Source organism: Gelria sp. Kuro-4 (genome assembly GCF_019668485.1).
Classification (GTDB): Bacteria; Bacillota; DTU030; order DUMP01; family DUMP01; genus DUMP01.
In genome coordinates this window covers 2,490,819-2,516,750 of sequence record NZ_AP024619.1, presented here as the reverse complement: position 1 = coordinate 2,516,750, position 25,932 = coordinate 2,490,819, and the positions used below count along the sequence as shown (strand labels likewise).

The following is a 25,932-nucleotide window of genomic DNA, read 5'->3' as shown; positions in this document are numbered from 1 at the left end:
TTTGCCACCCTTCTTATATTTCCCGGCGGCCGCGGTAATACTAACGCCAGGATGCGGAAGGGAGGACCGGCCATGGCTGTCAGCCCCGGTCTGGGCAGCTTCTTGGGGGTTGTCCAGATCTTTTTTGCCATCGTCATCGGCGTCTATTTCTGGAACCTCTTGCGCTCGCAGCAGGGGAGCAAGGTGGCGGTGGAGCGGGAGTCGCGCAAGGAAGTGGAGAAGCTGCAGCGCCTGCGCGAGATTTCGCTGAGTGAGCCGCTCGCCGAACGTACCCGGCCGACGAGCTTTGCGGAGATCGTGGGGCAGGAGGAGGGGCTCAAGGCGCTGCGGGCGGCCCTCTGCGGCCCCAACCCGCAGCACGTTCTCATCTACGGCCCGCCCGGCGTCGGCAAGACGGCCGCCGCCCGCCTGGTATTGGAGGAGGCGAAGCGCAACCCGCTCTCACCTTTTAAGAGTGCGGCCAAGTTCACCGAGATCGACGCCACCACTGCCCGCTTCGACGAGCGGGGCATTGCCGACCCCTTACTGGGCTCGGTGCACGACCCTATCTACCAGGGGGCCGGTCCCCTGGGCATTGCCGGAATTCCCCAGCCCAAGCCCGGTGCGGTCACCAAGGCCCACGGCGGGGTGCTCTTCATCGACGAGATCGGCGAGCTGCACCCCATTCAGATGAACAAGCTCCTTAAGGTGCTGGAAGACCGCCGGGTGTTCCTGGAGAGCGCCTACTACAACTCCGAGGACCCGAACATCCCCAGCCACATCCACGATATCTTTCAAAACGGCCTGCCGGCCGACTTCCGCCTGGTGGGAGCCACCACGCGCAACCCGGAGGAACTGCCGCCCGCCCTCCGCTCGCGCTGCGTGGAGGTGTTCTTCCGCGCCCTTCTGCCGGACGAGATCAAGGTGATAGCGGCCAACGCCGCGCAAAAGATCGGCTACCCCCTAAAGGAGGGCGTGGTGGATGTAGTCGCCGGCTACGCCAAGAACGGCCGCGAGGCGGTGAACATCATCCAGATCGCGGCGGGCATCGCCCTGGGAGAGAACCGCCGGGAGATCCAGGTAAAGGACGTGGAGTGGGTGGTGAACAGCGGGCAGTACAGCCGCCGCCCGGAGAAAAAGGTGCCGGCCACTCCCCAGGTGGGCTACGCGAACGGCCTTGCCGTCTATGGAGCCAACCTTGGCACCCTGCTCGAGATCGAGGTGACCGCCTTTCCGGTGGCCCCCGGCAGCGGGCGCATCACCGTCACCGGTGTGATCGAGGAGGAAGAAATGGGCAACCCGGGCCACGTGGTGCGGCGCAAGAGCATGGCCCGCGGCTCCGTGGAAAACGTCCTCACCGTGCTGCGCCACTACCTGCGCTTCAACCCGGCGGATTACGACATCCACGTGAACTTCCCCGGTGGCATTCCCATGGACGGTCCCTCGGCCGGCGTCAGCATGGCCACGGCCATTTACTCGGCCCTCACCGGCATTCCCATCGACAACACGGTGGCCCTCACCGGCGAAATCTCCATCCGGGGTTTTGTCAAACCCGTGGGCGGCATCACCGCCAAAATCGAAGCAGCCCGGCAGGCAGGCGCCCGCAAGGTAATCATACCGGCCGAGAACTGGCAGGAGCTGTTCGCCGGCTGCAGCGATATTGCCGTTGTCCCGGTCAAGACCTTGGCTGAGGTTCTGGACCACGCCCTGCACCTTGAGGACCGCACCCGGCCCGAAGCGCCTCTCGCCACGCTGCGCCGGGCCCTTTAGAGCCGCGCGGCCGGCGGAGACTTCTTTTTTTCTGCCCCTCTATGGTACAATAGAACCGGGGAGCGTTAAGGCAAAAGAGGTGAGAGAATGGCTGTCAAAGCTGTGCGGCGCCAGTTACCCCTTCTGCCGCTGAGGGGCATTCTGGTCTTCCCTTATATGGTGGTGCACCTGGACGTGGGCCGGGAGAAGTCCATCGCGGCCATGGAAGAGGCCATGGTCCAGGATAAACAGATCCTCCTGGCTACCCAGAAAGACCCGCGCATCGACGACCCCAACCCGGAAGACATCTACCCGGTGGGGACGATAGCCGAAATAAAACAACTCCTAAAAATCCCGGGGGGCACGATTCGCGTCCTGGTCGAAGGTATTTCCCGGGCGCGCACCCTCACCTACCTGGATAACGATAAGTTTTATCTGGTGGATGCCGAGGAGTACACCGAAGAAGCAGTGGCAAGCCCGGAGATTGAGGCGCTCACCCGCAGTGTCATCTTTCAGTTTGAACAGTACGTAAAACTCTCCAAGAAAATCCCCGCCGAGACGGTGGTGTCCATCGTTTCCGTGGAGGATCCCGGGCGCCTGGCCGACATCATCGGCGCGCACCTCAACCTCAAGCAGGAGGACAAACAGCGGCTGCTCGAAGCCGTCGACCTGGTCGAGCGCCTGGAGACCCTCTACAGCATCCTCAGCCGGGAGCTCGAAATCCTGGAGCTGGAGCGCAAAATCGGGGCCCGGGTGCGCAAGCAGATGGAAAAAACGCAAAAGGAATACTACCTGCGCGAGCAGCTCAAGGCCATCCAGAAGGAGCTCGGCGAACGCGGCGAGGAGGAAAACGAGGCCCAGGAGTTTAAAGAGCGCATCGCGGCGGCCTCCCTCCCGGCCGAGGTGCAGGAAAAGGCCGAGCGCGAGGCGGAGCGCCTGGGCAAAATGCCGCCCATGGCCGCCGAGGCTGTGGTGGTGCGCACCTACCTGGAGTGGCTCCTGGCCCTGCCCTGGGAGGTGCTCACGGAGGACAGGCTGGACCTGGACCGCGCCGAGCAGGTGCTGAACGAGGATCACTACGGCCTGAAAAAGGTGAAGGAACGCATCCTCGAGTACCTGGCGGTGCGCAAGCTGGCCGAAAAGATGAAGGGTCCCATCCTCTGCCTGGTGGGGCCGCCCGGGGTGGGCAAAACCTCGCTCGCCAAATCCATTGCCCGGGCCATGGAGCGCCGCTTCGTGCGCGTCTCCCTGGGCGGGGTGCGGGACGAGGCTGAGATTCGGGGTCACCGCCGCACGTACGTCGGGGCGCTGCCCGGCCGGATCATCCAGGGGATGCGCCAGGCGGGTTCCAAAAACCCCGTCTTCCTCTTGGACGAGATCGACAAAATGAGCATGGACTTCCGGGGCGACCCTTCGGCGGCCCTCCTGGAGGTGCTGGATCCGGAGCAGAACAACTCCTTCAGCGATCACTATATCGAGCTTCCCTTCGACCTCTCGCGTGTCCTCTTTGTCACCACGGCCAACAGTACCCACACCATCCCGCGGGCGCTCCTGGACCGCATGGAGGTCATCCACCTGCCCGGCTACACGGAAGAGGAAAAGGTACACATCGGCCGGAAGTTCCTCCTTCCCAAGCAAATCCGCGAGCACGGCCTGGAGCCTGGGCAGCTGGTCCTTTCCGACAACACCTTAAAGGCCGTCATCCGCGAGTACACCCGGGAGGCCGGCGTCCGCAACCTGGAACGCTCCCTCGCCACGCTGTGCCGCAAGGCGGCGCGCCAGGTCGTGCAGGGACGGCAGAAGGAGGTGCGCATCACCTCCCGAAACCTCAACACCTACCTGGGCCCGGCGCGCTACCGCTTCGGCCTGGCGGAAAGGTCGGACGAGGTGGGGGTGGCCACGGGCCTTGCCTGGACCGAGGTGGGGGGCGATGTTCTGAGCATAGAGGTCAGCGTGATGCGCGGCAAAGGCAACCTTACCCTCACCGGTCAGCTGGGTGACGTGATGCGTGAGTCGGCCCAGGCGGGGTACACCTACGTCCGTTCGCGCGCCCGGGCCGTCGGCATCCCCGATGACTTCCACGAGAAAGAGGATGTGCACATCCATGTGCCGGAAGGGGCCATTCCCAAGGACGGTCCCTCCGCCGGCATCACCATGGCCACGGCCTTGGCCTCGGCCCTCTCGGGACGGCCGGTGCGGCGCGAGGTGGCCATGACGGGAGAGATTACCCTGCGCGGGCGGGTGCTCCCGGTGGGCGGCATCAAAGAAAAGATCCTGGCGGCCCACCGGGCCGGGGTAAAGACGGTGATTTTGCCGGAGGAGAACCGCAAGGACCTGGAGGAAATACCGCGCCACGTACGGCGCCGCCTGCGCTTTGTATTCGTCAAGGACATGGACCAGGTGCTGGCCGAGGCGCTGCTGCCGGCGGCCCGCAGTGAGGCGGGCAGGGAAAAACCCAAAACCGTTTCCAAGGCAGCGGTCAACAAATAGGTACTGACGTCCGGAGTTACTCCCGGGCGTTTTTCTTACCCCTGTCGGGCTCGGCCCGAAGGTCCCGCACCGCCGCCGCCAGGTAGGTGAGCGCCGGGAGGAGCAGGGTGAAGGGGAGGGCGTAAAAAGGATAGATGGTCAAGTAAAAGCTTCTCATCTGGGCGAAGTTCTCGTAGATGATGACGGCCAAGCTGGTCATCAGGAGTGTCACGGGGAAGGCCAAAGGGCGGTAGTCCTTCAGCCCCAGGAGCTCGGCACTGCCCAGGCAAACGGTGTACTGCAGAACGGCGGCCTTAAGGAAGGTACCGAAGGTCCAGATGAACACGGCCAGGGCGTCCAGGCGCTGGAGGAACTCGCCCAGGTTGATCAGCTTGATGGCGGCCAGGGAGGGCAGGTTCAGGCGAGCGATCTCGACGGGCCCGAGGACGGCCAGGTTGCGCAGGTGCGTCAAGGCGAGAAGCACGGTGACGAAGCCCAGCGAACCCAGCGCGTAGGGGCGGGTGCGGTCGGGCTGGGTGAGGAAGGGCAGAATGATAAGGAAGACCACCGCTTCCCCGTAGGGAAAGATGAAGCTGAGCAGGGTGCCCCGGAGGACGTTCGGCCAGCCGCTCCCCAGGATGGGCTCCAGGTACTCCCAGTGCATCAGGCCGGGCGTGGCGAAGGTGAGGATGTTGAGCCCCACAATAGAGAGGACGAGCCAGGGAAGCAGGAGCTCGGCCAGGCGGCTGATCACCTCCAGCCCGCTGCGCACGGTGAGGGCGGTAAGGAAGGCCAGCATACCGATGAACACCACAATCGGCGTTTTGGGCATGATGGCTGTTGCATACAGTTCACCGAAGTTGCGCGTCACTCCGGCGCCGACGTGAAGGAAAAACCAGAGGTAAAGGACCACCACCGGGATCCCGAGGAAGTCCCCCAGGACGCGGCGTGTGTAATCCACCGGCGAGAGCCCCTGGAACCGCAGCCCCAGGGCCAGCCAGAGAAGAAAAACTCCTGCAGCGCAGAGTCCGCCCAGGAGAATGGCGAGCCAGCCGTCCTGGCGGGCGATCTCCACGGGCATAATGAGGGTGGAGCGGCCGATGAGGTAAGCGGTGAGGAGCGTGGCAAACTGCGCCAGCGAAAGGCGCCCTTCTTCCCTCACGGTTGTCTTTCCTCCTCGACGTGCGCCGCCGCCGGCGGTGTCTGCACGCCCCGCAGCTTTGCGCAGATGAGCATGAGGAGCGGTAAGACCACCTGGAAGGGGAAGGCGTAAACGGGGTAGAGGCTTATGGCCGTCACCACCATGCCGGCGAAATTATCATAAATGAGAATGGAGAGCGCCGCCATGATGACGCCCAGGGGGAGCACCAGCGGGCGGTAGTCGGCGAGCCCGCCGAGTTCAGCCAGGCCCAGGGCCAGCGCCCAGTAGCAGACGCAGATCTTGAGGAAAGTACCGAAGGTCCAGACGAAGATGCCGATGACCTCCATCCGCGTGAGGAACTCGGCCAGGTTTACCTGGCGTAGTACCGCCAGACCAGGGAAGTTGACGCGTGCAATGTCGGCGCCCAAGGTCGCGATGTGCAGAGCGGTGGTTCCCGTGAGCAACAGGCCGATGACGGTGGTGATGAGAATAAGCGACCGACCTGCGCGGTTTCTGTCGAGCGTAAAGGGTACGAGGTTAATGAACAGCACTGTTTCGCCAAAGGGAAAGGCGAACACGGTGAAGGCCGCCTGCAGGACCGGCACCGGTCCCCGTTCCAGGACCGGCCGCAGGTATTCCCAGTGCACGAGCCCGGGCGTGGCCATCACCAGGATGTGGCCGGTGAGCACGGCCAGGAACAGGAGGGGGAAGAGGAACTCGGCCAGACGACCCAGTACTTCCACGCCGCCCCGTACCGCAAAGCCGGCCAGGAGCACGATGACACCGATGAACACCACTATCGGCGTCTCCGGCATGACGGCGGTTACATAGATCTCACTGATGTTGCGCACCACCAGAGCGCCCAGGTGCAGGTAATACCAGAGGAAAAGCAGGGCCATGGGGGTGCCTAGATACGGGCCCAGGGTGCCCAGGATACCGCTTACGGCGGGCACTCCCAGCAGCCGGGCCAAGGCCAGCCACAGCCAGGTAACCCCCAGGCCCGCGACAAGCGCCGCCAGCACTGCCAGCCAGCTATCCTGGCGCGCCTTGACGGTGGGAAGGAGGATAGTGGAGCTGCCGATGAGAAACGAACCCAAGAGCACGGCAAGCTGCTGAAGGGAAATCCGCCCTTCTTCGCGCACGAGTTCTCTCCCTGCGCTTTCCGCCCCGGATGGGCAAAGCTGCGTCGCAGCCTTAGGCCCTAGCATGCCTCCTGGACGTGCGGGTTATGAGCACCGGCGCATGAAGCTCTGGGGTGACGGTGATACTAGGGTTCGACGTGGGGGCGCGATTCATCGCGCCCGGAGCTCACGCGAGGAGGGGGCCGGCCGGTGCTGGGTTTCTTGCGCCGCCTGTCAAAGCGCCAGCCAGAGCGCACACTTGACCTTCCGGAGCCCGAGGCCGTGCTCGGAGCACTCGCCAAAGTCTCCGTTCCGCCCGACCTGGCCGCCGCCGTCCAGCTTGTCAAAGAGGCCCTGGGCAATTGTCCCGATGTGGTGAGCCGCGAAGTGAAGCTTGACGGCGGGACTTTGGTCGCCCTCTATGTCGATGGGCTGGCCGACAAAACTGAAGTGGAAAAGATCCTGGACAGCCTCCTGCTGAAGCGGCCTTTGGCGGAGCGCGCAGGGCTTAAGCTGGGGACCAGCCTCCAGCGCTGGCAGGAGGCCGGCCTCCCGGTGGGAGAAATCCACACCGCCGGCACTGTGGGTGACGTGGTGACGGCCCTTCTCAACGGCGAGACCTGCCTCCTGGGTGAGGAGTGGGGTCAGGCGCTCCTCATGGACACCAAAGGCTGGGAGAAGCGGCAGATCAGCGAGCCCGACACCGAGGCTGTGGTGCGCGGCCCGCGCGAGGGCTACGTGGAAAACCTGCGCACCAACACTTCCCTCATCCGCCGCCGCCTGCGTCACCCCAACCTGCGCATTGAACACTTGGTGCTGGGCGATCTCACCAACACCCAGGTGGTCATTATCTACATCAAGGGTATCGCCAACGATAAGATAGTAGAAGAGGTCCGGCGGCGTCTGAAACGCATCAAGATAGACGGGGTGCTGGAAAGCGGCTACCTGGAAGAGCTCATCGAGGACGCACCCTTTTCTCCCTTTCCAACGGTGGGACACACGGAACGGCCGGACCGCTCGGTGGCCGCTCTCCTGGAGGGGAAGGTTACCATCCTGACGGACGGCACGCCCTTTGCCCTGTCGGTGCCCGCTACCATCAACGGCTTCATGCAGTCTCCCGAGGACTACTACGAGCGCTGGCCGGTGGCGCTGGGCATCCGCACCTTCCGCTACCTGGGCCTTTTCGTTTCCCTGCTCCTTCCCTCTCTCTACGTGGCCATTACCACCTTTCACCAGGAGATGCTCCCGACGGCGCTTGCCGTAAGCCTGGCCCTCCAGCGCGAACGGGTGCCGTACCCGGCCGTGGTGGAGGCTTTCCTCATGCAGATCACATTTGAGCTCCTGGTGGAAGCGGGCGTGCGCCTGCCGCGGCCTTTGGGGCAGGCCATCGGTATTGTGGGCGCGCTGGTCATCGGCGAGGCGGCCGTGCGCGCCGGGTTGATCTCGGCGGCCATGGTGATCGTCATTTCAGCCACGGCCATCTCCTCCTTCACTATTCCGTCTTTCGATCTGGCCATCGCCGTGCGCATGCTGCGGCTGCCCATGATCCTCTTTGGAGCGGTGCTGGGGCTCTTCGGCATCTTTACCGGCCTCCTCCTTATTCTGATCCACCTGACCACCCTGCGCTCTTTTGGGGTGCCTTACCTGGCGGGGATCGCTCCCTTCATCCCCCGCGACCAGAAGGACACCGTCTTCCGTTCGCCCTGGTGGGCCATGCGTACCCGTCCCGAGCTCGTCGGGTTCACAGACCTGAAGCGCCAGGCGGACGACTTGAAACCCCATGCTCCCGGTGACAGGCGTGCCATTGCCGAAGAAGCCGAAGCTGAGGCCAAGGGCGGAACGGGAACGGAGCAGAAAGCGGCCGCCGGCCGGCGGGACGAGAACGAGAAAGTACCTGGGAAAGCGGCGAGCCCCGGGCAGGCGACCCGGCGGCGTGTGCGGCGAGTGAGGAGGAAGCGGCAGTGAGGCGTACCCTGGCCCTCGGCTTAACCTTTGTTCTCCTCTCCACTCTTCTCGCCGGTTGCTGGGACCGGCGCGAGATCAACGAGCTGGCCCTGGTCTCCTCGGTGGGCGTCGACAAGGAGAAGGACCTCTGGCGACTCACCGCGGAGATTTTTCGCCCACCCGCCGGAGGCGGTGAAGGCGGCGGCGGGGGCGGCGGCCCCATACGCCAGGTCTGGGTGGCCCGTGGACAGGGCTACACCGTATTTCAAGCGATCCGTGACATGGCCGCGAAGGTGCCGCGGCGTGTGTACTGGGCGCACTGCACGGTGGTGATCGTAGGCGAGGAGACGGCTCGCGCCGGCATTACCGAGGTGCTGGATTTTTGGGACCGCGACCCGGAAGCAAGGCGCAGCGCAAACATCCTGGTTTGCCGGGGGCGGGCCGAGGACCTGATTGTGGACAGCCAGGGGAGCCTGGAGAAAACTGTAGGGCTGGAAGTGGTCGGGTTGAAGAAAGTGGTCCGGGCCAACGCCCATTCCCGCGTATCTTCCATCAACGAATTCCTCGTAGCCATGGCAGCCGCAGGCGCCGACCCCATAACCGGGGGCCTGGAGCTTAAGGCTGTCCCTGAACCGCCGGGACTGGCTCAAGGGGGCGGCGGAGGCGGCCAGGGGACGGCCGGCTCCGCCGGCGGCGGGGGAAGCGAAGGCGGCGGGGGCCGGCCGGTTCGCATCCTGCGGCTTAAGAGCATGGCCCTCTTTCGCAAAGACAAGCTGGTCGGCTTCCTGGAGCCTGCGGAAGCCCGGGGCTTGAACTGGGTGCGGGGGGACTTCGCCAGCACCATCATCAACGTCCGCTGCCCCCAGCACCCGGACAAAGAAGACGACCGCGTGGGCCTGGAGCTTTTCCGTGTCGCCAGCAGGCTCGAAGTCAAAGCCCGGGAGGGCCGCCCGGAAATCACCGTCAAAGTTAAGACAGAGCTGGCCCTGGCCGACCAAGGCTGCCAGGGCGACCTCACCAAGCCCGAGCCCCGGCGTTCGCTGGAGCGCCAGGCGGCCACGGTGATCCGCAACGAAATCGAAGCGGCCGTGGGCAGGGCCAAGAGCCTGGGGGTGGACCCCTTCGCCTTCGGCGAGGCCATCCACCGCGGGCAGCCCAGGCTCTGGAAACAGCTCGAAAAAGACTGGCCCCAGGGCCTGAAGGACCTGACCGTCAAAGTAGACAGCACAGCCAAAATCCGCCGCAGCGCCCTTTCCACCCAAGCCCCTTAATCGGGGTCAGGTATCAACTTTCCAAAGTTCTTTGCAGATTTGCACACGGGTGCCCGGCACCTGGCAGGAGGTGGAAGACATGATCGTTCTGCTCTTTTTGGTTTACCTCGCCATCATCGCCTTTGAAGTGCCGCGCCTCATCAAGAAGAAGCAGTGGCGGGATCTAATCGCCTTCTCCGTCTTTATGGCCCTGGCCGTCGCCATCAGCCTTCCTTTAGCCTTGGGTGTCAAGCTTCCCAATCCCACCAAACTCATCGCGGCCGTCTTCGGGCCTCTTTCGGAGAGGGTCCTCGGCGTTAAACCTAAGATCTGAACGAGGGTTATCCTCGGCTGCTGTGGCGCTGGAAATGAGGGGCACACACCGGATGGCGCGCACTTGACAGTGCCGGGGTACTGGGGTATCATAAAGGCAACGAGTTTTGGGAAAGGCTGCGAACGGGAGGAGTAGGTGGCTGGACCGGCCAGAGAGGGAAGCCCGCGGCTGTAAGGCTTCTCCGGAGAAGGCACCGAAGGTCGCCCGGGAGCCGCCGGGGCGAGGGTTAGCCCCGGCCGCACCGCCGCGTTACGGCACAGAGCCTGGTACGGCTGTGCCTTGCCGGGGAAGTAAGGTGGTACCACGGGGCCTCCGTCCTTATCGGATCGGAGGCCTTTCTGCGTCTGGTACGGCTGGCGGTGCCGCCGGTGCGGCTGCGGCAGGTTGCCGGCACGCTCCGGCGGGCTGGCTGGAATGAGTCAAGGTATGGCGGACAAAGCAGCAAGAGCGGCGCGAAGCTTTGGTGGTGCGCGGACCATGAGCATATACAGCTTTAAGGAGGATGATGACGTGCCGGCGCAGGAGATTCCCACCGTCTACGACCCGCAGGCGGTGGAAGAAAAATGGTTCAAATTCTGGCTGGACGGCGGGTACTTTACGCCGCGGATTGAGCCGGAGAAGGAACCCTTTACCATTGTTATCCCGCCACCGAACGTCACAGGGGCTCTCCACATGGGGCACGCCCTGGATAACACCATCCAGGACGTCCTGATCCGTTTCCATCGCATGCAGGGCGACCCCACCCTGTGGCTGCCCGGCACCGACCACGCCGGGATTGCCACCCAGGCCCGCGTGGAGGCGGAACTGGCCAAAGAGGGCCTGAGCCGCTGGGACCTGGGACGGGAGAAGTTTCTCGAGCGCGTATGGCAGTGGAAGGAGCAATACGGCGGGCGGATCATCCGCCAGCTGCAGCGCCTGGGGGCTTCCTGCGACTTCACGCGCGAGCGCTTCACCATGGACGCGGGCTGCTCGCGGGCGGTGCGGGAGGTGTTCGTGAGCCTCTACGAGCGCGGGCTGATCTACCGCGGCAATTACATTATCAACTGGTGCCCGCACTGCCACACCGCCATCTCCGACATCGAGGTGGAGCACGAGGACACGCCTGGCAAGCTCTGGTACATCCGCTACCCGCTGGCGGAGGGCGAGGGCTACATCACCGTGGCCACCACCCGCCCGGAGACCATGCTGGGCGATACAGGCATCGCGGTGCACCCGGAGGATGAGCGCTACCGGCACCTGGTGGGCAAGGAGGCCGTTCTTCCGGTCGTTGGGCGGCGCCTGCCGATTTTCGCCGACGATTACGTAGACCCGTCCTTCGGCACCGGTGCTGTGAAGGTGACACCCAGCCACGATCCCAACGACTTCGAGATGGGGCGCCGCCACCGCCTGGAGGAGATCACGGTCATCGGTCTCGACGGGAAAATGACCGAGGCGGCAGGCAAGTTCGCCGGGCTGGACCGTTACGCGTGTCGCGAGCAGCTGGTGAAGGAACTGGAGGAGGGCGGCTACCTGGTCAAAATCGAAGACCTGGCGCATGCCGTGGGCCACTGCTCGCGCTGCGGTACGGTGATCGAGCCGCTCCTTTCCCGCCAGTGGTTCGTCAAGATGAAGCCCCTGGCCGAGCCGGCGCTGGCGGCGGTGCGCGACGGGCGCATCCGCTTCATCCCCGAGCGCTTCACCAAGATCTACATCAACTGGCTGGAGAACATCCGCGACTGGTGCATCTCACGCCAGCTCTGGTGGGGCCACCGCATTCCGGTGTGGTACTGCAGGGAGTGCGGGGCGGAGGCGGCGAGCCGCACGGACCTCACGGCGTGCCCGCGCTGCGGCAGCACCCGCATCGAGCAGGACCCTGACGTCCTCGACACCTGGTTCTCCTCCGCCCTCTGGCCCTTCTCGACCCTGGGCTGGCCGGAGGAGACGGCGGACCTGAAGTACTTCTACCCCACCTCGGTCCTCGTCACCGGGCGGGACATCATCTTCTTCTGGGTGGCCCGTATGATCTTCATGGCCCTGGCTTTTCAAGACGACGTGCCCTTCCGCAACGTGTTCATCCACGGCCTGGTGCTGGACGCCGAGGGCCGCAAGATGAGCAAGTCCCTCGGGAACGGCATCGACCCCCTGGAGGTGATCGAGAAGTACGGCGCCGACACCCTGCGCTTTATGCTCATCACCGCGAGCGTTCCCGGCTACGACCTGCGCTTCCACTGGGACAAGGTAGAGGCGACCCGCAACTTTGCCAACAAGGTCTGGAACGTGGCGCGCTTTGCCCTCCTCAACCTGGAGGATTTCGATCCGGCCGCGGTGAACCCGGCGGAGCTTACGTACACCCTGGCCGACCGCTGGATCCGGAGCCGTTTCAGCGCCACGCGGGACCGGGTGACGGAGCTCATCCAGGCCTACGACCTGGGCGGGGCGGGCAGCACCCTCTACGACTTCATCTGGGATGAGTTCTGCGACTGGTACGTGGAGGTGGCGAAGCTGCGCCTCTACGGTGAGGATAAAAGGGCGCGGCGGACTGCCCAGTACGTGCTCTGGGAGGTCCTGGAGCGGACGCTGCGGCTGCTGCATCCCTTTATGCCCTTCATCAGCGAGGAGATCTGGCAGCACCTGCCGCACGCGGGCGAGAGCATCGTGGTGGCGCCCTGGCCGGCGGCGCTCGCCGCGCGCGATGAGGCCGCCGAGCGGGACTTCGGCCTGCTGCAGCAGCTCATCCGCGGCATCCGCAACGCCCGCGCCGAGATGGAGGTGCCGCCCAGCCGCAAGGCGCGGGTTATCATCCAGGCGGACGACCAAGCCGCAGCCGCCTTGGAAGCCGGGCGGGCTTACCTGGAGGCGCTGGCCGCCGCCGGCGAGGTGGCCGTCGGCCCTGTGAGCGAGAAGAAACCGGCCCGGGCGGTGAGCGTGATCGCCAGCGGCGTGGAGGCCTACCTGCCCCTGGCCGACCTGGTGGACATCGAGAAGGAGAAGGCGCGGCTGGCGAAGGAGATCGCCGCCATGGAGGCCGAGGTGGCGCGCAGCGAGCGGCTGCTTTCCAACCCTGGCTTTGTGAACAAGGCGCCGGCCGAGGTGGTGGCCAAGGAGCGCGAGAAGGAGGCCGGCTACCGCGACAAGCTGGCCCGCCTGAAGCTGCGTCTCAGCCAGCTCGAGGCGTAAGGGCGCGGTTTAGCGCGTCCGCTGTTGAGGAATGGAGGGTGGGGCGATGGATTGGGAAGAAACCACGGTCTGGTTGGAGTCGCTGGCGCGCTTCGGCAGCCGGCCGGGCCTGGAGCGCATTGAGCGGCTGTTGGCGCTCTTGGGGCATCCTGAGCAGGGCCTTAAGGTGATCCACGTGGCCGGCACCAACGGCAAAGGCTCTGTCTGCGCCTTGATCAGCGCGGTGCTGGCGGCGGCCGGCTACCGCACCGGCCTGTACACCTCACCCCACCTGGTGGAGTACACCGAGCGCTTCCAGGTGAACGGTAGGGAGGTCGCCCCGGACGAGTTGGCGGCGCTCCTCACGCGTGTGCGTGCGGCGGCCGAGGCGGTGGCGGCCGCCGGGGGCGGGCAGGCGACGGAATTCGAGGTGCTGACGGCGGCGGCCTTTCTCTACTTCGCCCGTGAGCGGGTGGACTACCTGGTCCTCGAGGTCGGCCTGGGCGGGCGGCTGGACGCCACCAACGTGGTGGAGCCGCAGGTGGCGGTGATCACCCACATCAGCTACGACCACGTGGCCGTGCTGGGCCGCACCCTGACGGAGATCGCCCGGGAAAAGGCCGGCATCATCAAGCCCGGGCGCCCGGTGGTGCTGGCGCCCCAAGAGGACGAAGCCGCCCGGGTCATTACCGCCCGCGCTGCCGAGCGCGGCGCACCGCTATTCAGCGTGCGGGCCCACTGCACGGTGGTGCCCGGCCGGCAAGATTTAAGCGGCCAGCGCTTTGACCTTACGGCAGCCGGCCGCTCTCATCCGGATCTTGAGATCAGGCTTCTCGGCCCGCACCAACTGGACAACGCCGCCACCGCCGCCCTGGCCCTGACGGTACTCGGCAGCCAAGGTGCGATTATACCTGAGGACGCTGTACGCCGGGGCCTGGCCGCCGCCCGCTGGCCGGCGCGCTTTGAGGTGGTGCGCACAGCGCCTTTGGCAATCATCGACGGCGCCCACAACCCCGATGGGGCGCAGGCTCTGGCCCGCACCGTGCGGACCTACCTGCCCGGCCGGCGCCTCATCCTCGTGCTCGGCATGCTGGGCGACAAAGACGTGTCGGCGGTGTTAAAGACCCTGGGCCCTCTGGCCCAGGCGGCGGTGGTTACCCGGCCCGCGAGCCCGCGCGCCGCGGCGCCCGAGCAGGTGGCGGCGGGTCTTAAGGCCTGCGTGCCGGCGGTGTACGTGGAGCCTGAGATCCCGCGCGCGGTGGACCGCGCCCTGGCCTTGGCCGCGCCCGGCGACGCCGTGCTGGTGTGCGGCTCGCTCTACATGGCCGGCGCGGCCCGCCGGCACCTGGTTACTTGCCCCCCTCTTCCAGGGCGATGCAGATAAAGGCGGACGCGGCTTCACATTGCCGACAACCGTCCAACCAGCCCTTCAACCGAATTCATTGCGTGTTCTTCACTCCCGGCAGGCGCTGCACCTGCCGCTTTTTATGCCCGGGTTAAAGTGACCTTGAGCGCGCCGGTTTCCACTTCGGCCCGGGAGATTTTTAACCCGGCGGGAAGCGGGAGGGTAAGCGCCAGGTCCCGTCCGGCGAAAAGCAGCGCCAGGGTAGGGGTGGGAACGTCGGCTCCCGCCACGCGGATGCCTGCGGGTTTAAGCATAAGACGCCGTCCGTCGGGGGCGAGCTCCAGGCTTAGGGTGTAGGCCGGGCGCCCGGCCGCGGCGGGCCGCGTTAAGGTTAAGCGGCCGGGCAGGCAGGTAAGCTCCAAACTGTCGCTCGCGTCCTCGGGACTCTGGAGCAGGCCGGCCAGCGTGGCTTCCCGGTAGGCCAGGTGCGCCTGGCCGAAGAGGTAGTTCACCTCCAAGCTGTCCGGTTGGACACGCTCCCAGGGCACGGCTTCCAGGCGGGACAGCAGCCGGTCGATGTCCGGCAGCACCGTTTCCCAGGCCTGGCTTACCGCGAGGAGAGTGGCGAAGTCGGCCAGCTTTTTCTCCGCCTCGGCCAGCGCGCCGGCTTTGGCCCGGCGGAGCTCCTGCGCTGTTGCCAAGTTTCGGCTGATGGCGGCGTGTGCCTGGGCCAGCTCGGCTTGCTTTTGAGCCAGCTCCTCCTCTTTGGCTGCTACGGCGGCGGCCAGGGCCTTAAGCTGCTCCAGCCGGTCCACGTTGCTTTCGATAATGGTAAGCACCAGGTCCAGGCGCGTGAGGAAATCGCTGAAATCGGCCGCCCCCAGAAGAACGTCCAGGTAGGTTAGGGTGCCGTCTTCGGCCAGAAAGCGCAGCCAGAGGGCCACGTTCTCCTGCTCGCCGGCGGCCTGGCGGGTCAGGCGTTCTTTTTCCTGGGCGGTGCCGTTGAGGTCAGCCGTAAGCTGCTTGATGCGCTCCTCGGCCTGTGCTTGCTCGCGCTGGAGCAACGCCAACCGGGTGTCAAGCGCCAGGATCTCAGCGACGAGCCGCTCTTTTTCCGCGGCAGCGGGCGTAAGCGGCGGCGCCGGCGCCGGCGCCAGCGGCGCGGCCACGAGCGGCGACAGGACGAAGAAGCAAAGAACGAGGGCGGCCGAAACACCGACGTTCAGGCTTTTCATGCTGGTACGCCTCCGGACAGCTAGGCTCGCGGGCTTTCTCCCAAAAGATTCGCTACGGCCCCCCATAATCCTTCCTGGTGCAAGTCTGCAAAAGGGCCACAACCTGGACGAGCAGGGTGGCCTGGGCCGGGTAAGTGCTCCTGACGGCCGCAGAAGACGTTTGGCGCCCCTGGACGTCTCCATGTTGTGGGTCTATAATTAAGGTGCCACTACATATTGTGGGTTGGGCCCGACATCCCGGCTCTGGTGGTGGCAGCAGCACTGGAAGGGAAGGTGGAAAGATGCTGGAGAGAATCAGAAAACGCGATGGCCGTTTGGTGCCCTACGACCGTTCCAAGATAGCCACGGCCATCTTCAAGGCCGCACAGGCGGTGGGTGGCGGCGACCGCGGGCGGGCGGAAAAACTGGCGCTGGAGGTGGAAGAACTCCTTAAGGCCCGCTATCAAACGGAGATCCCCGAGGTGGAAGACATCCAGGACCTGGTGGAGAAGGTCCTCATTGAGCGCGGGCATGCCCGCACGGCCAAGGCCTACATCCTCTACCGGCAGCAGCACGCCGAGTGGCGCAGCTTGGAGCACCTGGTACTGGACGTGGAGAAAACCGTTCTCCGCTACCTGGAGGGGGAGAGCTGGCGCGTCAACGAAAACAGCAACATGGATTACTCGCTCCAGGGGCTCAATAACCACATCATCGGTGCGGTGACCTCGCGCTACTGGCTGGAAAAGGTCTACCCGCCGGCGATCCGCGATGCCCACGTCAGCGGCGACCTGCACCTGCATGATCTTTCCCTGCTTGCCCCCTACTGCTGCGGCTGGGATTTGGGGGACCTTCTGGAACAGGGCTTCAAAGGCGCAGCGCAAAAAGTGGAAAGCGCGCCCGCCAAGCACTTCCGCACGGCCCTGGGGCAGATCGCCAACTTCTTCTACACCCTGCAGGGCGAGGCGGCCGGTGCCCAGGCGCTGGCCGGCTTCGACACCTATCTCGCGCCCTTCATCCGCTACGACGGCCTCTCCTACAAAGAGGTCAAGCAGGCCATGCAGGAATTCATCTTTAACATCAACGTACCGACCCGCGTGGGCTTCCAGACCCCCTTTGTCAACCTCACCATGGACGTGCGGGTGCCGCGCCACATGCAGGGTGAGCCGGTGATCGTGGGCGGCAGGCGCCAAGAGGCCGTCTACGGCGACTTCCAAAAAGAGATGGACATGGTGAACATGGCCTTCTGTGAGGTCATGACCGAAGGCGATGCCAAGGGCCGCATCTTCACCTTCCCCATCCCCACTTACAACATCACGCGTGACTTTCCGTGGGGGACGCCGGTGGCTGATAAGATCATGGCCATGACCGCCAAATACGGCATCCCCTACTTCGCCAACTTCATCAACTCAGAGATGAAGCCGGAGGACGTGCGCTCGATGTGCTGCCGGCTCCGCCTCGATAACCGCGAGCTCAGGCGGCGCGGCGGCGGCCTGTTCGGCGCCAACCCCTTAACCGGTTCCATCGGGGTGGTTACGATCAACCTGCCGCGCCTCGGGTATCTCGCCCGGAGCGAGGAAAAATTCTTTTCCCTCCTAACCCGGCAGATGAATCTGGCTAAAGAGAGCCTGCTTCTGAAGCGCAAGGCTCTGGAAAAGTTCACCGAGCAGGGGCTTTACCCTTACTCCCGTTTCTACCTGCGCCATGTGAAGGAAACCTTCGGCCACTACTGGGAGAATCACTTCAACACCATCGGCATCGTCGGCCTGCATGAGGCAGCGTTGAACCTCTTGGGCGCGGGGATCGAAACGCCGGCGGGCCGGGAGTTTGCCCTGCGCGTGCTGGAGTTCATGCGGGAAAAGCTCCGGGACTTCCAGGAAGAAACCGGGCAGCTCTTCAACCTGGAGGCCACCCCGGCGGAAGGCACCAGCTACCGGCTGGCCCGGCTGGATAAACAGCTGTACCCGGATATCATCACAGCGGGCGAAAGGGAACCGTACTACACCAACTCCACGCAACTGCCCGTCAACCACGGGCTGGACCTCTTCGCCGCGCTGGAGCACCAAGACGAGCTCCAGGTGCGCTACACCGGCGGTACGGTGTTCCACGCCTTCCTGGGTGAGCGCCTCACGGACATCAAGACCTGTGAGCAGGTAATCCGCACTGTGTTCGAGCACTTCCACCTGCCGTACTTCTCGCTCACTCCCACCTTCAGCGTCTGCCCGGAGCACGGCTACCTCACCGGCGAGCGGCCGAGCTGCCCGGAGTGCGGCGCTGAAACGGAGATCTGGAGCCGGGTGGTGGGTTACTACCGGCCGGTGAAGAACTGGAACAAGGGCAAGAAGGAAGAGTTCCGCCAGCGCTCTACCTTCCAGGTGGAGCCGGCGGGCATCGCGCAGGCGGCGGCAGGGAGCGAGTAGGGCGTGGGGATCAAGGGCTTCGTACCCGTAAGCCTGGTGGACTACCCGGGGAACATCTGCAGCACCGTCTTTTTCGGCGGCTGCAACTTCCGCTGCCCGTTTTGCCACAACGCCGGCCTGGTGCTAGAGGCGGCCGCAACCGCTGATGAGAGCTTGGAGGAAGTTCTGGCCTTTATCCTGAGGCGGCGTCGGCTGGTGCCGGCGGTCTGCGTCACGGGAGGAGAGCCCACCCTGGCGCCGGAGCTGCCCGCGTTTCTCCGCCGCCTGAAACGGGCCGGCCTGAAAGTGAAGCTCGACACCAACGGCACTCGCCCGGAAGCGCTGCGCACCCTCCTGGCCGAGCGGCTCCTCGATTACGTGGCCATGGACGTGAAGGCGCCGCGGGCGAAGTACGGCCTCCTGGCCGGCCGCCCGGTGGACCTCCAGGCTGTCCGGGCGAGCATAGAACTGATCCGGTCGGTGGCCCCGGCCTACGAGTTTCGCACCACGGTGGTGCCAGGGCTCCTGACGGCGGAAGACCTCCTCGCCCTCGGCGCAGAGCTCGCCGGCAGCGAGAAGTACGTGCTGCAGCCCTTCCGGCCGACGCACCCGCTCATCAGCCCGGAGCTGGAGGCGACGCCGCCCTGTGCGGCTTCCTTCCTGGAAGAAGTAGCGGCCAAGCTCCGGGAACAGATTAAAGTAGTGGAAGTGCGCGGCTGACCTGGGTGAAAGACCCAGGTTTTCTTTTTGTTGCTTTGGCCCCGGCGGGATTTGCCGCCCGGGGCCTCTTTTTTGCTTGGTTCCTGGAGTTTCAAAACAAATTTCGCTATAGCCGAACAAAACCTGCCCGCCAGTGGCAGGAATACCCCGGTGGACCGGAGAATAGTTGCTGTGTTTCGGTAATGCAGAATAGTATTCGGCATTGCCGAACAAAACGCCCTTATGAAGGAGATTGCCATGAGGGAAGTTGCGAGAAAGGAACTGGAAAGCGCGAATCACATTCAGTCGGTGGTCAAGGCAATAAACATACTGGAGCTCCTCGCCGCCAAGGGGAGGGAGCTTTCCTTGAGCGAAATCGCACGAGACCTGGAACAGGCGAAAAGCACCGTGCATGGCATTCTATCGACCCTGAGGGATTACGGCTACGTAAGGCAGTCTTCGCATACGGGAAAGTACACCTTGGGAATACGCTTGTTTGAGATCGGTAACAAGGTCACCGCCATCGCCGACGTTAGAACGGTGGCCTCCCCCTATCTCATCAAGCTGGGTAACGAGGTGGGGGAGACAGTGCAGCTGGCTATCTTGGATCAGGGAGAGGTTCTTTACATCGACAAGAAGGAATCTCAGCAATCCATTTACATCGCGACCAAGATTGGATCACGTTTGGCGCCGCACTGCAGCGGATTGGGGAAAGTCTTGCTCTCGGAACTTCCGGTTCAGAGTCGGCGGCAGCTTATTTCCGAAAGGGGCTTAGTTCGGCTGACGAAAAACACAATAACTGATCCAGACAAACTGGAACAGGAGCTGGCCAGGGTCCGGGAGCAGGGCTATGCCATCGACAACGAAGAGTCAATGAACAACCTGCGTTGCGTCGCAGCGCCCATCCGGGATCATGAAGGCAAGATAATAGCAGCGCTCAGCGTGTCCGGTCCTGTCTTCCGACTAACGGATTCCAGGGTGATGGAGTTGGCCGAGGTTGTGGTGGATTATGCCCTGCAAATCTCCAGCGCGTTGGGCTATCGTGCCCAAAGCGTATAAGCCTAACGGCAGAAGGGAGGTGCTTAAGTGGCGGGATTTCCGGCCTAATCTTGGGGTTGCTGACAGTGGTGATATCGGGTCTCTTCTGCATACTGGCAGACAGAACGGTCCTTAAACGTCCCGGTTATGCCGGGGCAGCGGTGGCCAGCTCCGCCGGCAACTCGGTGGCTACGCCGGCAGCCGTGGCGATGGTCGATCCTTCCTGGCAGCCTTATGTGGCCCAAGCGACGGCTGCGGCAGGTGCTTCGGTTGTCATAACCGCTATTCTGGTACCGATCCTTACCACGTGGGCCGCAAAACATTTTGGCTCTGCAAAAGACCTTACACCGAAGGGGGGTTCGCCGCGCATCGAAGAACAACCCAGGCAGGCGACGGCGTAACCGACTTAGTTCTTGGAGGTGGCTGAGATGGCCGAGAGAAAACACGATGCTTTGCTTATCAACCAGCGGGACAATGTTGCGGTGGCAATCAGAGACCTCGTAAAAGGGCAGCGGGCGCTGGTTAAGGGTGAGGGTTTTGAGGAGGAAATAGAACTACTGGAGGACATTCCGTTCGGACATAAATTTGCCGTACGCGACCTGGAGACAGCGGACAAGGTTATCAAGTACGGCCAGACGATCGGTAAAGCAAGTCGAAAGATAAGAAAGGGCGCCCATGTTCACGATCACAACATTGAAGGCATCCGGGGAAGAGGAGACACGGCGGCGAAGGAGGATGTAAGGTGAAATTTAAAGGTTATACCCGGCCGGACGGTACGGTAGGTATTAGGAATTACTTACTCATAATACCGTCGGTCGTCTGCGCAAACAACACGGTACAAAGGATTGCCCAGCAACTTCCGGGAGCGGTGGGTATCACCCACCAGCACGGCTGCTCGCAGTTTCCCATCGATGGCGAACAAACAAAGAGAACGTTGGTCGGCTTTGGTACCAACCCCAACGTCGGAGCCTGCATCGTTGTCGGTTTAGGGTGCGAAAATGTTCAGCCCCAGGAAGTTGCCGCAGGCATCGCAAAGTCAGGTAAACCGGTGGCCTGCATTGTCATACAAGAGGCGGGTGGAACGATCAACGCCGTAAGTGAAGGCGTTAGGATCGGGCGCAAGATGCTGGCCGACTTGTCACTGCAGGAAAAGGAAGAACATGACCTGTCCGAGATTATCCTCGGTTTGGAATGTGGCGGGTCGGACACAACATCAGGCATTGCGGCGAATCCGGCGGTCGGTGTGGCCAGTGATCTGCTGGTGGAACACGGCGGTACGGCCATACTCTCTGAAACCCAGGAATTGATAGGCGCCGAGCATTTGCTGGCGGAGCGGGCGGTCAGCCCGGAAGTGGCAAAGCGGGTCATTGAGATCGTCAAGCGGGCAGAAGAAAGTGCCTTTCGCATGGGAGAAGACATCCGCCTGGCGAATCCGTCACCAGGCAACAAAAAAGGCGGGCTCTCCACCCTGGAGGAAAAATCCCTGGGTTGCGTCCACAAAGCCGGTTTGGCCCCGGTCCAGGAGGTCATTGAATACGCCTACAAGCCGACGAAGAAAGGCCTTGTCATTATGGACACACCCGGTAACGACATCGAATCCATCACCGGCATGGCTGCGGGCGGGGCACAGATAATTGTGTTCACCACTGGACGCGGCACGCCCACGGCCTGCCCCATCGCACCGACAATTAAGGTGTGCGGCAACGGCAACACCTGCCGGACGATGGAGGACAACATCGACATCAGTGCTGCCGGGATTATCGAGGGGACGAGCACGGTTCGCGAAGTAGGGGAGAGGATCTTTGCCGAGCTTGTAGAAGTATGCCGGGGAAAACTGACCAAAGCTGAGCAATTGGGTTTCGGCGATTTTGGCATCAATCGCATCGGACCGACCCAATAAAAAGTGGCCGCCAAAAGAGCACCCCTGCCCCTCCTTTAAGAGGGGCAGGGGGTCGGTTATCCATAAAACAAGTGTTTCATTAAGATAAGGAGCGTGAATTGATGTCCGGCACGAGATTCCATGGGGTTATACCGCCAATGCTGACGGCTTTCAAAGAGGATGGAACTTTTGACTGGGAAGGCAATGAAAAGCTCATTGATTTCCTCATCGGCAGCAGGGTACACGGCATCTTTATTCTCGGCAGCATGGGTGAATTCAGCCGCCTCGACGCCCAAGAAAGAAAATCCTTCAGCGAGTTCGCCGCAAAGTACATCAACGGGAGAGTTCCTTTGCTGGTCGGCACGGGAAGCTGCAACACACGCGAAGCGATCGACCTGACCCGGCATGCCAAGGACGTTGGAGCGGATGGTGTACTGGTTGTAACTCCTTACTACTGGGGCCTTACCGAGGAGAACCTGTACGACTATTTTGCGGCCATTGCCCAAGCCGTTGACATTCCTGTGCTTATCTATCATTTTCCCGCCCTGACGGGCCAACAAATGTCGCCCCAACTTGTGAAGCGCCTGGCGACCGACTTCGCAAATATCGTAGGCATAAAGGCGAGCGTAGACAGCATAACCTATGTCCGCCAGTTAATCTTGGAGGTTAAGGCCGTTAAGCCGGAGTTCTCGGTGTTGGTCGGCTTCGATGACCATCTGTTCAATACCCTGGCCATGGGCGGGGATGGAGCCATTCCAGGAACAGCCAACTTCTATCCAGAAGTTACCGTAGGGCTCTATGAGAGCTTTGTTAAGGGGAATCCGGCCGAGAGCCTGAAGTGGCACAGAACCCTGCTTCCGCTGCTTGAGGTCTATGCCTTGGATAATCCTCCCATTGGCGTCATTAAAGAAGCATGTAAGCAGCGGGGCGTTGGCATAGAATCGTTTGTCCGCCAGTCCGCCGGTTCGCTTAATGAAGAAAGGAAGAAGCAGGTAAGTAGGATCTTGCAGAAGGTCAAGGAAGCAACGGCCGTCAGCAGACAATAAGGCGTAGCGGCGTATCCGTTGTTATGTGCAGCGGCATGTGGTGGGTGCCTGTCGTCCCGGTATTTTCTTGGCGGCGGGCACGCGACGGCTGGAATAATTGCCCACATGCCCGGTCACTGAAGCCGGAGTCCGGCCTGCTTCAGGGCTGCCCGGGCGCGCTGTTCCTTAATGAGGGTGGTAACAACGGAAACAAGGGCCAGCCCCAGCATGACGAGACTGATGGGGCGCGTCCCAAAGACCCGCCAATCGCCTTGGGACATGATCAGGGTTCGCCGCAGGTTGCTTTCCGCCATGGGGCCAAGGATCAGTGCAAGCAAGATGGGCGAAGCCGGGAAGTTGTACTTGGACATCAAGTAACCCAGAATACCAAACCCCAAGGCCAGCCAAACGTCGAACAAGCTGTTGCGCATGGCAAAAGAGCCGACGAGGGAAAGCAGGAATATAACCGGCAGTAAAATCCTTCTGTCCACGTTGATGATCTGGGCCACGTAGCGGGCGCCGAACATCCCGACAAGAAACATAACCAGGTTCGCCAGTATCATGCCGGCGAAAATGCCGTACACAAGATCCAGGTGCTCGCGGAACAGCATCGGCCCCGGCTGCAGCCCCTGTAAAATGAGTGCCCCCAGCAAGACGGCCGTTACCGCGTCCCCGGGCACCCCCAGGCTGAGCATCGGAATCATGGCCCCGCCGGTGCAGGCGTTGTTCGCCGCTTCTGCGGCGGCAACCCCTTCGAGAGTGCCGGTGCCGAAAAGCTCCGGATGCTTGGAGTCACGCTTGGCCTCACTGTAACCGACAAAAGCGGCGATGTCCGACCCGGCTCCCGGGACGGCGCCGATAAAGGTGCCTAAAATAGTGGAGCGGAAGATCGTCTTGAGGCAGGGGGAGAGTTCCTTGAGGCTGAGCGACATGTCGGTGAGCCTGCCGCCGACCTCTTGCGCTTTGAAGAGCGTCTCGATATTGAGAAAGACCTCAGATAACGCGAAAAGGCCGATCAGGGTGGGGATAAAGGCAGGCCCGCCGTAAAGATCCATCGAACCGAAGGTGAAACGCGGGTACCCGGAGGTGGGATCCAGACCAACGGTAGAAAGCAGCAGGCCGAAGAGGCCCGCGATGAGTCCTTTCACCAAGGACCTGCCCGATACCGAGATGATGATACTGAGCCCGAAAACCGCCAGGGCGAAGTACTCCGGAGCGCTGAAAGCGAGTGCCGCCCGGGAAATCGGGGGTGAGAGGAAGGTCATGATCAAGGCGCCGCACATTCCTCCGATGCCGGAGGCCACAGTGGACATGCGTATCGCCTTCCCTGCTTTGCCCTGCAAAGCCAGCGGGTAGCCGTCGAGAACCGTCGCCGCGGCGGCCGGGGTGCCGGGAGTATGGATGAGAATGGCGGAGATGGAGCCGCCGTAGATGGCGCCGCAGAAGATCCCCAGCAACATCACCATGGACTGTAACACCGGCCGGCCGAAGGTAAAAGGCACCAAGAGCGCCACGCCCATGGTTGCGGTCAGACCCGGCAAGGCCCCGACGACAACCCCGCCGACCACCCCAAGAAGCACCACCAAGAGGTTGCTCACGTGAAAGACCTGAAGAAAGCCCCGGCAGAGAAGATCAAAGTCCATCTTTACCTCCCCCCAACTAGCGCGCCAGGAGCCCCAGGGGCAACGCGATTTTAAGCACTGTATGGAACACGAAGAACACGGCCGCTGTCACCGCGATGGAAACGCCGAGCACCTTCACGTAATTTTTCAGCTGCAGCAAGACCATCAGATAGATGAGGAAGAGGATGCTGGCCGGAACAAAACCCAAACCGGGCAAGAGCAGCGTATAAACTCCGGCTCCCACCAGCGCCAGGAGCGCCCGCCGCATGCCGCCGCCGGCGAAGTCAAACTCTGGTCCTGTGGAGGAGGATCTACCGGCCAGCGCCATCCCGATCAGTGCGGCGGCCAGTATGCTCAGCCCGCCGGCCAGCAGGCGCGGAAAGAAAGCCGGTCCCAGAAGTAACACTGAGTCCGGGGGAAAATGCGCGGTCTCGAAAAAAACGTAGGTTGCCAACGCAAGGGCCAGGAATCCGGCCGCGATGTCCGGCTTCTTCATGTGACCACCTCATGTTGATTCCGGTAGGGTGCCTGTTCAGGCACCCTACCTCCTTTGACTATTTCTTTACCATACCCAGCGCATCCATTACCTCTGCCACGCGCACGGACTGTTCGTCGAGGAACTTGGTGAATTCGTCGGCCGGCTGATAGGCGAGCCCGAGACCGGCCTTCTTGGCAAACTCCTCAAAGGACGGTTCTTCGTAACCCGCCTTAAAGGCCGCCCCCAGGATGTCCTTGACGGCAGCGGGCGTTCCCTTGGGAACGGCTAGGCCGCGCCAGGTCCCAAAGACCACGTCCAATCCCGCCTCTTTTAAGGTCGGGACGTCCGGGAATTGTTCGATGCGCTCATCGCTCATGATCCCCAGGATCTTCAGGTTACCAGCCTGAACCTGCCCCGCAACCTCGGCCGGGCTCACAGTAACCGCTTCGATATGGCCGCCGACCAGCGCCGCCACGGCTGGTGCCGCCCCATCGTAGGGCACATGGGTGAACTTGACACCTGCTTTTTGTTCCAGGAGGCCGGCGGCAATATGCCACACCGAGCCCGGGCCCGAATTGCCCACCTTCAGTTCGCCCGGTTCAGCCTTGGCCGCTTCGAGAAACTCCTGGACCGAATTCCAGGGGGCGTCCGCCTTTACCGTCAGCGCCGACGGGTCCATATTCACGCGCATCAGCAGGTCAAAGTCCTTGTAAGTAAAGGGAACCAGCCCCTGTGGCGGGAGGGACAACAATTCAAAGGTGATTATCGTGGCCGTGTAGCCGTCGTTCTTGGCCGAAACGCCCGCGCCGTGCCCGGTGGCACCGCCCCCACCGGTTTGATTCACGACCGTGATCGGCTGGCCGAGGTGGGCCTCCGCCGCCTTCGCCAACCCGCGCGCCACCGCGTCGGTTCCTCCGCCCGCAGCCCAGGGGCAAATAATGGTCACTGGTTTCTCCGGAAATTTTGTCTCAGCCGGCTGCGGCGAACTGGAGCACCCGGCAACCAGGGCAACAATCATGACCAGAGAGGGCAACACCCAAACGATTCTTTTTTTGCCTGACACAACCTTCTCCCCCCTTCACTTTTGACCGTCAGTACGCTGTTCCAAGCCGGG

The 25,932-nt window shown here is 62.9% G+C and carries 20 protein-coding genes; 14 read left to right on the top strand and 6 right to left on the bottom strand.

All coding sequences use genetic code 11. The features are described 5' to 3' along the window. Positions 1-72: 72 nt before the first annotated feature. Positions 73-1,749, top strand: coding sequence for an ATP-dependent protease LonB (gene lonB / locus K5554_RS12600; protein WP_221038811.1), 1,677 nt, complete (start codon positions 73-75; stop codon positions 1,747-1,749). Positions 1,750-1,836: 87 nt separating this feature from the next. Further along, a complete protein-coding gene (gene lon / locus K5554_RS12595) occupies positions 1,837-4,218 on the top strand; it encodes an endopeptidase La (RefSeq protein ID WP_221038810.1) in 2,382 nt (793 codons plus the stop codon). Between the two features lie 16 nt (positions 4,219-4,234). On the opposite strand, the gene K5554_RS12590 is transcribed toward lon, so the two are convergent. Then, the gene (locus K5554_RS12590) at positions 4,235-5,359 is read right to left on the bottom strand and encodes an endospore germination permease (RefSeq protein WP_221038809.1); all 1,125 of its coding nucleotides are present in this window, start codon (positions 5,357-5,359) and stop codon (positions 4,235-4,237) included. Continuing rightward, the gene (locus K5554_RS12585; protein ID WP_221038808.1) at positions 5,356-6,546 is read right to left on the bottom strand and encodes an endospore germination permease; all 1,191 of its coding nucleotides are present in this window, start codon (positions 6,544-6,546) and stop codon (positions 5,356-5,358) included. The genes K5554_RS12590 and K5554_RS12585 overlap by 4 nt, the downstream gene beginning before the upstream one ends. A 123-nt stretch (positions 6,547-6,669) precedes the next feature. On the opposite strand from K5554_RS12585, the gene K5554_RS12580 reads away from it, so the two are divergent. The 5 genes from K5554_RS12580 (at position 6,670) to K5554_RS12560 (ending at position 14,506) form a co-directional block, all read left to right on the top strand. Further along, the gene (locus K5554_RS12580; protein ID WP_221038807.1) at positions 6,670-8,424 is read left to right on the top strand and encodes a spore germination protein; all 1,755 of its coding nucleotides are present in this window, start codon (positions 6,670-6,672) and stop codon (positions 8,422-8,424) included. Further along, positions 8,421-9,674: a Ger(x)C family spore germination protein gene (locus K5554_RS12575; RefSeq protein WP_221038806.1), complete on the top strand. Its 1,254-nt coding sequence runs from the start codon at positions 8,421-8,423 to the stop codon at positions 9,672-9,674. The genes K5554_RS12580 and K5554_RS12575 overlap by 4 nt, the downstream gene beginning before the upstream one ends. Positions 9,675-9,753: 79 nt before the next feature. Beyond that, entirely contained in the window at positions 9,754-9,987 is a 234-nt protein-coding gene (locus tag K5554_RS12570; protein ID WP_221038805.1) for a hypothetical protein, read from the top strand. A 510-nt stretch (positions 9,988-10,497) separates the two neighbouring features. Further along, positions 10,498-13,143, top strand: a complete 2,646-nt coding sequence (locus tag K5554_RS12565; RefSeq protein ID WP_255565404.1) for a valine--tRNA ligase — start codon at positions 10,498-10,500, stop codon at positions 13,141-13,143. A 46-nt stretch (positions 13,144-13,189) separates the two neighbouring features. Then, positions 13,190-14,506, top strand: coding sequence for a folylpolyglutamate synthase/dihydrofolate synthase family protein (locus tag K5554_RS12560; RefSeq protein WP_221038803.1), 1,317 nt, complete (start codon positions 13,190-13,192; stop codon positions 14,504-14,506). Positions 14,507-14,607: 101 nt separating this feature from the next. Here K5554_RS12560 and K5554_RS12555 read toward each other — a convergent pair whose 3' ends face one another. Further along, the gene (locus K5554_RS12555) at positions 14,608-15,702 is read right to left on the bottom strand and encodes a hypothetical protein (protein WP_221038802.1); all 1,095 of its coding nucleotides are present in this window, start codon (positions 15,700-15,702) and stop codon (positions 14,608-14,610) included. Between the two features lie 281 nt (positions 15,703-15,983). Between K5554_RS12555 and K5554_RS12550 the strand changes: the two genes are divergently transcribed. The 7 genes from K5554_RS12550 to K5554_RS12520 all read left to right on the top strand — a co-directional run bounded on the left by K5554_RS12550 (position 15,984) and on the right by K5554_RS12520 (position 22,739). Continuing rightward, positions 15,984-18,098 (top strand): ribonucleoside triphosphate reductase, encoded by a 2,115-nt coding sequence (locus tag K5554_RS12550; RefSeq protein ID WP_221038801.1) that lies wholly within the window; start codon positions 15,984-15,986, stop codon positions 18,096-18,098. A gap of 3 nt (positions 18,099-18,101) precedes the next feature. Next, positions 18,102-18,797 (top strand): anaerobic ribonucleoside-triphosphate reductase activating protein, encoded by a 696-nt coding sequence (locus K5554_RS12545; protein WP_221038800.1) that lies wholly within the window; start codon positions 18,102-18,104, stop codon positions 18,795-18,797. A 237-nt stretch (positions 18,798-19,034) separates the two neighbouring features. Continuing rightward, positions 19,035-19,835 (top strand): IclR family transcriptional regulator, encoded by an 801-nt coding sequence (locus K5554_RS12540; protein WP_221038799.1) that lies wholly within the window; start codon positions 19,035-19,037, stop codon positions 19,833-19,835. Beyond that, positions 19,832-20,215 (top strand): 2-keto-3-deoxygluconate permease, encoded by a 384-nt coding sequence (locus K5554_RS12535; protein WP_370636991.1) that lies wholly within the window; start codon positions 19,832-19,834, stop codon positions 20,213-20,215. The genes K5554_RS12540 and K5554_RS12535 overlap by 4 nt, the downstream gene beginning before the upstream one ends. Positions 20,216-20,242: 27 nt before the next feature. Further along, positions 20,243-20,560, top strand: coding sequence for a UxaA family hydrolase (locus K5554_RS12530; RefSeq protein WP_221038797.1), 318 nt, complete (start codon positions 20,243-20,245; stop codon positions 20,558-20,560). Next, complete coding sequence (locus tag K5554_RS12525) at positions 20,557-21,714, top strand: UxaA family hydrolase (protein WP_221038796.1); 1,158 nt, start codon at positions 20,557-20,559, stop codon at positions 21,712-21,714. Before K5554_RS12530 ends, K5554_RS12525 begins: the two co-directional genes overlap by 4 nt. Positions 21,715-21,815: 101 nt before the next feature. Then, entirely contained in the window at positions 21,816-22,739 is a 924-nt protein-coding gene (locus K5554_RS12520) for a dihydrodipicolinate synthase family protein (protein ID WP_221038795.1), read from the top strand. A 113-nt stretch (positions 22,740-22,852) separates the two neighbouring features. On the opposite strand, the gene K5554_RS12515 is transcribed toward K5554_RS12520, so the two are convergent. From K5554_RS12515 to K5554_RS12505, 3 genes are read right to left on the bottom strand one after another with little or no spacing between them, the layout of a single operon-like run. Further along, entirely contained in the window at positions 22,853-24,361 is a 1,509-nt protein-coding gene (locus tag K5554_RS12515) for a tripartite tricarboxylate transporter permease (protein WP_221038794.1), read from the bottom strand. Positions 24,362-24,377: 16 nt separating this feature from the next. Beyond that, positions 24,378-24,836: a tripartite tricarboxylate transporter TctB family protein gene (locus K5554_RS12510; protein ID WP_221038793.1), complete on the bottom strand. Its 459-nt coding sequence runs from the start codon at positions 24,834-24,836 to the stop codon at positions 24,378-24,380. Positions 24,837-24,894: 58 nt separating this feature from the next. Further along, the gene (locus K5554_RS12505; protein WP_221038792.1) at positions 24,895-25,881 is read right to left on the bottom strand and encodes a tripartite tricarboxylate transporter substrate binding protein; all 987 of its coding nucleotides are present in this window, start codon (positions 25,879-25,881) and stop codon (positions 24,895-24,897) included. Positions 25,882-25,932 lie beyond the last annotated feature (51 nt).